The organism is Streptomyces sp. MB09-02B (assembly GCF_033794485.1).
GTDB lineage: Bacteria > Actinomycetota > Actinomycetes > Streptomycetales > Streptomycetaceae > Streptomyces.
In genome coordinates this window covers 1-8,333 of record NZ_JARGEE010000392.1, presented here as the reverse complement: position 1 = coordinate 8,333, position 8,333 = coordinate 1, and the positions used below count along the sequence as shown (strand labels likewise).

Annotated in this window: 4 protein-coding genes; 3 read left to right on the top strand and 1 reads right to left on the bottom strand. The window is 71.0% G+C overall.

What is annotated here, in order from left to right; genetic code table 11:
* Positions 1-23: 23 nt before the first annotated feature.
* Positions 24-1,037 (bottom strand): hydroxyacid dehydrogenase, encoded by a 1,014-nt coding sequence (locus tag P1P70_RS35610; RefSeq protein WP_319245188.1) that lies wholly within the window; start codon positions 1,035-1,037, stop codon positions 24-26.
* 501 nt (positions 1,038-1,538) lie between these two features.
* Here P1P70_RS35610 and P1P70_RS35605 point away from each other — a divergent pair.
* The 3 genes from P1P70_RS35605 to P1P70_RS35595 are packed head-to-tail and all read left to right on the top strand — an operon-like array spanning position 1,539 to position 8,015.
* Complete coding sequence (locus tag P1P70_RS35605; protein ID WP_319245187.1) at positions 1,539-3,332, top strand: putative Ig domain-containing protein; 1,794 nt, start codon at positions 1,539-1,541, stop codon at positions 3,330-3,332.
* A gap of 17 nt (positions 3,333-3,349) precedes the next feature.
* Positions 3,350-6,706, top strand: coding sequence for a putative Ig domain-containing protein (locus tag P1P70_RS35600; protein ID WP_319245186.1), 3,357 nt, complete (start codon positions 3,350-3,352; stop codon positions 6,704-6,706).
* Between the two features lie 55 nt (positions 6,707-6,761).
* Positions 6,762-8,015: an alginate lyase family protein gene (locus P1P70_RS35595; RefSeq protein WP_319245185.1), complete on the top strand. Its 1,254-nt coding sequence runs from the start codon at positions 6,762-6,764 to the stop codon at positions 8,013-8,015.
* Positions 8,016-8,333 lie beyond the last annotated feature (318 nt).

Here is an 8,333-nt window from a genome sequence, read left to right as displayed (position 1 = left end):
TTGCGGGACGGGTGGGGCACGGATCAGGCGACCCGGGCCAGATCCGTGTGCCGTACCTCGTGGGCCGGCGGCAGCCCCGAGGCGTGACGCTCCAACTCCTCGACGACGGTACGGCCGAGGCGCTCCAGCTCGTTGCCGAGCGAGCCCGCGATGTGCGGGGTGAGGAAGACGTTGGGGAGGTTGTAGAGCGGGGAGCCGACGGGCAGCGGCTCGGGTTCGGTCACGTCCAGGACCGCGCTGAGCCGGCCGGAGAGCAACTCGTCGGTGAGTGCCCCGGGGTCGACGAGGGCGCCCCGGGAGGTGTTGATGAGGACGCCGCCGTCCCGGATGAGCGCGAGTCTGCCGCGGTCGATCATGCGGTAGGTCTCGGGGATGTCGGGGGCGTGGAGGCTGACGATGTCGCTGGTCCGCAGCAGGTCGTCCAGCGTCATCGGCTCGGCGCCCAGTGCGGCGGCGCCCGCCGTGTCGACGTACGGGTCGTACAGCGAGACGGCGAAGTCGAACGGCTTCAGCAGGTCCAGCAGCCGGCGGCCGACGCGCGAGGCCCCGATGACCCCGACCCGGCGGCCGACGTTGCCGATGGCGGCGGTCTCGGCGGGGGAGGGGTAGGTGTGTGTCAGCCGGAAGCGTTCGCGCTGGTCGAAGGCGTCCTTTCCGGCCAGCAGGATCATCGCGAGGGTGTACTCGGCGACCGGCAGCGCGTTGCCGGCCACCGCGCTGGAGACGGTGATCCCGCGCTGCCAGAGGGCTTCCCCGACCAGCGCGCGGACCGATCCGGCGGCGTGCAGGACGGTGTGCAGCCGGGGTGCCGCCACCAGGACGTCCGCGTCGAGGTGCGGACAGCCCCAGCCGGTGATCAGGACCTCGGCACCGGCCAGCGCGGGTGCGGCGACCGGATCGGTGAAGTCCCGTACGACGAACCCGGGATCGATCTCGACCACCTCCCGCAGCCGTGCCATGAGCGGCGGCGGGAAGAGCAGGGGAAGATGCACCGGATCCATGGCGAAGACGGCTCGCGTCGACTGGGCGCTGGGCATGACTCTCCTGGAGAGTTGCAGGGGGTGTGTGCGGAGACTGTTGCGGAAACGATCAGATCGTTTCAGAAAACGTCTTCTACCGTAGATCCGGGTCCGACGGGCGGTCAATCGTCGTGATCGGGTGTCGTGCTCCCGGGCTCGCGTGAGGTCGTCTGCGTCTGCGCAGGTCGTGCGGTTGCGCGGTGTGAGTCGTTGGTCGGACTCCGTGTCCGATCGGAAACCGCTGCTGTTTCGGTGAATGCCCTGGTCAAAGGGGTATCGGCGCAGCCCGGGGCGGCGTCGGGCCATCGCTCGGAGGATGCGCGGAGTTTTCGAAAACTGGTCGACCCCCTTGACGCCGTTTGCGGTCAAGAACAAGCTCTGCCCGTCGGCCGGTAGAAACCGGTTGTTGCCCAGGGCTGATCCGTCAGCCTCCGGACTCAAGCAAGTTCCGCCCCGGCCCCCCACGCCACGGCCGTCCCCGCCGATCTCCTCGCCCCCTCGTACGCAAGGACGTTGCTCATGACCGAAACCCAGGGCCCGGGTCTGTCCCGACGCACCCTTCTGCAGACCGCCGGCGCCGCCGCCACCGCGTTCACCCTCCTCGGTGCGGCCACCGGCACGGCGAGCGCGGCCGACGGGCCCGGAACCGACCGGCTGGTGGTGCACCCCGTCCCGACCGGGCTGCCCCTGAACACCAGCTTCTCCGTCAAGGCCCGTACCCCGGGCGGAGAGTGGCAGTCGGTGCCCGTCATCAGAGCGCGCACCAAGACCATCGACGCGAAGACCGGAGCGGGCGTCGTCCGCAGTTCCTCGGTGGCCAACCTCGACTTCCGCGGCACCGTCGAGGTCCGGGTCACCTCCTCGAAGGGGGCCATCCCCTCCGCACGGATCCGCCCCCTGTCGTACGACATCGCCCACGAGGTGAGCGGGGACACCGTCACCTTCAGCCTCACCGAGCCGCGCAACCTCTCCATCGAACTCGGCGACGCCGACGGTGGCGCCTTCGACCTCTACGACAACCTCCAGCTCCACGCCAACCCGGTCGAGAAGTGGCGGCCCGAGGAGGGCGACCCGGACGTCATCTACTTCGGGCCCGGCATCCACACCGTCCCCGACAACGTGGTCAAGGTGCCCAGCGGCAAGACCGTGTACCTGGCGGGCGGCGCGGTCCTCAAGGCCCGTGTGGAGTTCAGCCACGTGGAGAACGCGCGGCTGATCGGCCGGGGCATCATCCACGACTCGGACGCCGCGACCCTGGTCGCGTTCTCCAGGAACATCGAGATCGACGGCATCCTCGCCCTCAACCCCAAGACCGGCTACTCCTGCACCATCGGCCAGTCGCAGCAGGTCACCGTCCGCAACCTGCACTCCTACAGCTTCGGCCAGTGGGGCGACGGCATCGACGTCTTCAGCAGCGAGGACGTCCTCATCGAGGGCGTCTTCATGCGCAACAGCGACGACTGCATCGCCATCTACGCCCACCGCTGGGACTACTACGGCGACTGCCGCAACATCACCGTCCGCGACTCCACCCTGTGGGCCGATGTCGCCCACCCGGTCAACATGGGCACCCACGGCAACCCGGAGAAGCCCGAGACCATCGAGAACATCGTCTTCAGCAACATCGATGTCCTGCAGCACCGCGAGCCGCAGGTCCTCTACCAGGGCTGCTTCGCCCTCAACCCGGGCGACAGCAACCTCATCCGGGGCGTCCGCATCCAGGACGTCCGCGTGGAGGACTTCACCTGGGGCCAGCTGCTCAACATGCGGGTGATGGCCAACCGGTACAACGCCTCCCCGGGACGCGGCATCGAGGACGTGTACGTCCGGAACCTGACCTACGACGGCACACACGCCTCCACGGCGATCCTGACCGGCTACGACGCGGACCGCCCGATCAAGAACCTGACCTTCCAGAACCTGGCGGTCAACGGCACGGTCGTCCACGACAAGATGAAGAAGCCCGGCTGGTACCTGACGACCGACATGGTGCCGATGTTCGCCAACGAGCACGTCCAGAACCTCCGCTTCCTGGACGCCGACACCCCGGCCGCCACCGCCGCGCCGGAGATCACCAGCGCGGGCGAGGTCACGGCCACCGCCAAGCGGGTCCTCAACCACCTGGTCACGGCGAGCGGGCTGCCCACCTCGTTCGCCGCCGAGGGGCTGCCGAGAGGCCTGTCGTTCGACACGAGGACGGGCCTGATCTCCGGTGTCCCGTCCCGCCCCGGCTCCTGCACGGTCACCGTCTCGGCCACCAACGGCGCCGGTACGGCCACCCAGTCCATCGAGCTCACCGTGCGGCACCCGTAGGACCAGGAGAGACATCCGTGCTTCCCCTCAGCAGACGGTCGTTCCTCGGCGCGGCCACCGTCACGGCCGCGGCCGGCGCCGGACTCCTGTCCGCCGCCCCGGCCTCGGCCTCAGCCCCGGCCTCCGCCTCCGTCGCCGCGCGTGCCGGCGGGGCGACCCGTACCTTCAGCCACCCGGGCCTCCTGCACAGCGCGGCCGACCTGGACCGGCTGAGGAGCGCGGTCGCCGCGAAGGAGTCGCCGATCCACGACGGCTACCTCGTCCTCGCGGCCCACGCCCGCTCCAAGGCGACATACACCGCGCAGAACACGGGGCAGATCACGTCCTGGGGGCGCGGCCCCACCAACTTCATGAGCCAGGCCGTCGCCGACTCGGCCGCCGCCTACCAGAACGCGCTGATGTGGTGCGTGACGGGTGAGCGGGCCCACGCCGACAAGGCGCGGGACATCCTCGACGCCTGGTCGGCGTCCCTGACGGTGATCACGGGCGCCGACGGTCCGCTCGGCGCGGGTCTGCAGGCCTTCAAGTTCGTCAACGCCGCCGAGTTGCTGCGGCACACCGGGTACGACGGCTGGGCGGAGGCGGACATCGCCCGCTGCGAGCGGTCGTTCCTCGACGTCTGGTACCCGGCCGTCTCCGGCTACATGCTCTACGCCAACGGCAACTGGGACCTGACGGCCCTGCAGACGATCCTGGCCATCGGCGTCTTCTGCGAGCAGCCCGTCCTCTTCGAGGACGCGCTGCGCTTCGCCGCGGCGGGAGCCGGTAACGGCAGCGTCCCCGGCCGCATCGTCACGGCCGCCGGCCAGGGCCAGGAGTCCGGCCGCGACCAGGGGCACGAGCAGCTGGCGGTCGGCCTGATGGGCGACGCGGCGCAGGTGGCCTGGAACCAGGGCGTGGACCTGTGGGGCTTCGACGGCAACCGCCTCCTGGCGAACGCCGAGTACGCCGCCCGCTACAACCTCGGCGGCGACGTCCCCTTCACCCCCGACCTGGACCGCACCGGCAAGTACATCAAGAAGACCGTCTCGGCCGTCGGCCGCGGTACTCTCCCGCCGGTCTACGAGATGTACCTGGCCCACTACGCCGGAGTGCGCGGCCTCGACGCCCCCGCCACGAGGGCGGCGGTCTTCCGGGGCACCGGGGGCGCCCGCGTCGTCGAGGGCACCAACGACGACCTCCCCAGCTTCGGCACCTTCGCCTACGCCGGCGCCGAGGCCCCCGCGTCGACACCCGTACCGGAGCCCCCGGCCGGGGTGACGGCGGTGGGCGATCCCGAGGCGGTGACCGTCGCGTGGCTGCCGTCGGCCTGGGCCACCGGGTACACGGTCCGGCGGTCCACCCGCCCCGAGGGCCCGTACGAGGAGGTCGCCACCGGCCTCGACGAGCCGACGTACACCGACGGGAAGGTGCGCCGGGGACGGACGTACCACTACACCGTCACCGCTTCCAACTCCCATGGCCACAGCGGTGGTTCGAGTCCCGCGTCCGCGTCCGCCGGCCTTCCCGGGCCCTGGGACGCCCGGGACGTGGGGGCGGTGGAGATCCCGGGGGCGGCCCGGTTCGACGGCGAGCGGTTCGTGCTGGAGGCGAGCGGTACGGCGGACACGTACCACCTGGCCCATCTGCCGCTGTGGGGCGACGGCACGGTCACCGCCCGGATCGTGTGGCCGCTCAGCTCCCAGTACTCCAAGATCGGAGTCACCCTCCGCGACGCCCTCGACCCGGACGCCGCGCACGCCTCGATGCTGATCCAGGGGCTGCCCCTGCACACCTGGAGCGGGGTGTGGACCGTCCGGAAGGAGACCGGGTCCGGCATCTCGGCGACCGGCAGCACACCCGTGCCGCCCTCCCAGCAGCAGGCCGTCACCACGGCGGCCGCGTTCCCGATCTCCGGCCTGGGCGCGCTCCCGGAGTCGGCGACTCCGCTGGACGCCCCGTACGTCGAGGGCGCGGGCGACGGCTACCGGCTGCGGGCGCCCTACTGGGTGCGGGTGACCCGGAAGGGCCGCCGCTGCACCGGGGCGATCTCGCCCGACGGTGTCCGCTGGACCGAAGTCGGCACCACGGAGGTGGAGTTGGGTCGGTCCGTGCACGCCGGCCTGGTTCTCACCTCCTGTCTGGGCGTGGACGAGGAGTACGCCGGCACCGGCACCGGCGCCTTCGACAACGTCACCGTGACCTCCGCGACCGGGGGAGAGGTCTGGTCGGTCTCCCGCCCCGCCCGACAGGTCACCGACCTCAGGGCCATCGCCGAAGCCGACGCGGTCGAGCTGACCTGGACCGATCCGGACCTCTCGGCCCGCTACCGGGTGCGGCGCGCCACCCGCGCCGACGGCACCTACCGGACGATCGCCACCGGTGTCGCCCCGGTCGGCTTCGGCGCCCGCCTCCGGTACGCGGACGCCACCGGCACCCCCGGCACGACGTACCACTACGTCGTCACGAAGACCAACGAGGGTGGACACGGCCCCCGCTCGAAGCCGGCCTCCGCGCGCATGCCGTCTCCCGCCGCACCGCGAGTCACCTCCGCCGCCACGGCGTTCGCCACCGAGGGCGTCCCCTTCCGGTACCTGATCCGTGCCTCGCACGCCCCGGTCCGCTTCGGCGCGAGCGGACTCCCCGAGGGCCTCCGCGTCGACGAACGCGGTGGTCTGATCTCCGGAACCCCCACCCGGACCGGTGAGTTCACCGTCACCACCACAGCGGGCAACGCGGCCGGCGACACGTCCGGCACGCTCACCCTCACCGTCGGTACACCACCGCCGGCCCCCTGGTCGTACGGCGATCTCGGCGACGTGGTCCTCGACGAGCGCGCCTTCGGGACCCTGGGCGTGGTCGCGGTCCGGACCCCCGGCAGTACGGCGTACGAGGAGGACGGGACCTTCGTCGTCCGGGGCGCCGGCGTCGACCTGTCCGTCAACAACCAGGGAATGACGGGCCAGTTCGTCCGGCGTCCGATCACCGGTGACTGCGAGGTCACCGCCCGGCTGGTCTCCCGTACGGGGGCCACCGCCGACCGGGTCGGGCTGCTGATGGCCAAGTCGCTGTCGCCGTTCGACCAGGCGGCCGGGGCGATCGTCAGCGGCGGCACGAGCGCCCAGCTGATGCTCCGGACGACCGTGGCCGGGCGGTCGGCGTTCACGGGCGGTGCCACGGTGGCCGCCCCCTGCCTGCTGCGGTTGAGACGTGTCGGGACCACGTTCTCCGCGGCGGTGTCCACAGACGGAGGTGTCACCTTCACCCCCCTCGCCGACGGAGAGATCCCCGGCTTCGGTGACGCCCCCTACCACGTGGGCCTGGTGGTCTGCTCCCGCGACCCCCTGGCCCACGTCACCGCGCGATTCAGCGAGGTGAGCATCACTCCCCTCTAGGGCCTCGCGGGCCCCTCCAGGTCCGCGAGGCTCCTCCATGGAATGGAGACAAGGAATGAGCCGCACTTCCCCCCACACGAGCCCCGCAGGGCTCGCCCCCGAGGGCGAGTTGAGCCGCCGCGGTCTGCTGCGGACCGCCGGCGGTCTCACCGCCGCCCTCACACTGGGCGCCGCCTCCTCCGTAGCGACGACGGCGGAGGCGGCCCCGGCCACCTTCACCCACCCCGGCATGCTGCACGCCTACGGCGAACTCAACCGCGCCAAGGTGCGGGTGGCCGCCGGGGACGACCCGTGGCTGTCCGGCTGGAACCGGCTGACCGCCAACTCCCACTCCGCGAGCACCTGGACGGCCAGGCCCCAGGCCACGATCGTCCGCGGCGGCACCGGCGAGAACTACGGCCTCCTGTACAACGACATCCACGCCGCCTACCAGAACGCGCTGCGCTGGAAGATCGCCGGCACCACCGCCCACGGCGACGCGGCCGTGCGCATCCTCAACGCCTGGTCGTCGACGCTCACCACCGTCACCGGCAACGCGGACCGGTTCCTGGCCGCCGGGATCTACGGCTACCAGTTCGCGAACGTCGCCGAACTGATGCGCGGCTACGCCGGGTTCGACCTGAACCGGTTCAAGACGATGATGCTCAACGTCTTCTACCCCCTCAACAACCAGTTCCTGAACAACCACAACGACGCCTGCATCACCAACTACTGGTCCAACTGGGACCTCTGCAACATGAACTCGATCCTCGCGATCGGCATCCTGTGCGACGACGGCGCCAAGTACGACCAGGCCGTGAACTACTTCAAGAGCGGCGCGGGCAACGGAGCGATCCGCAGGGCCGTGCCGTTCCTGTACGACAGCCAGGGCCTCGCCCAGTGGCAGGAGTCCGGCCGCGACCAGGGGCACACCATGATGGGCATGGGCCAGATGGGCGCCTTCTGCGAGATGGCCTGGTCCCAGGGCGAGGACCTCTACGGCTACGACAACAACCGGTTCATGAAGGCCGCCCAGTACGTCGCCAAGTACAACCTCGGTGAGAACGTGCCCTTCACCGCCTACACCTGGGGCACCGGACAGAACTGCGCCCAGCAGACCCACACGGTGATCTCGGCCGACGGCCGGGGCCAGGTACGCCCCGTGTGGGACCTCCTCCACTACCACTACGCCCGCCGGCGGGGCCTGTCCGTCCCGTACATCACGCGCATGGCGGAGAGCATCCGGCCCGAGGGCGGCGGCGGGGACTACGGCCCCAACAGCGGCGGCTACGACCAGCTGGGCTTCGGCACCCTGATGTACGCCAAGTAGCCACCGCCCTCCGCACGGGGCGGTCGCCCAGGAGCGGCCGCTGTCGCCCGAACGGCCGCTCGGGACCCGGCACGACCGGAATACCGCGAAGGGATGTGGTGCTCTGAGGTGGACGACGGTGCACGAGCGGGCGGCGTGAGGAGCTGGTGCGCGATGACGGCAGACCGGCAGGACCCCGTGGTCAGGACGCCGTACGGCGCCGTACGCGGCACGTACGAGTACGGGGGCGGCCACGGGGTCCTGCCGGTCTGCCGTCATCGCGCACCAGCTCCTCACGCCGCCCGCTCGTGCACCGTCGTCCACCTCAGAGCACCACAT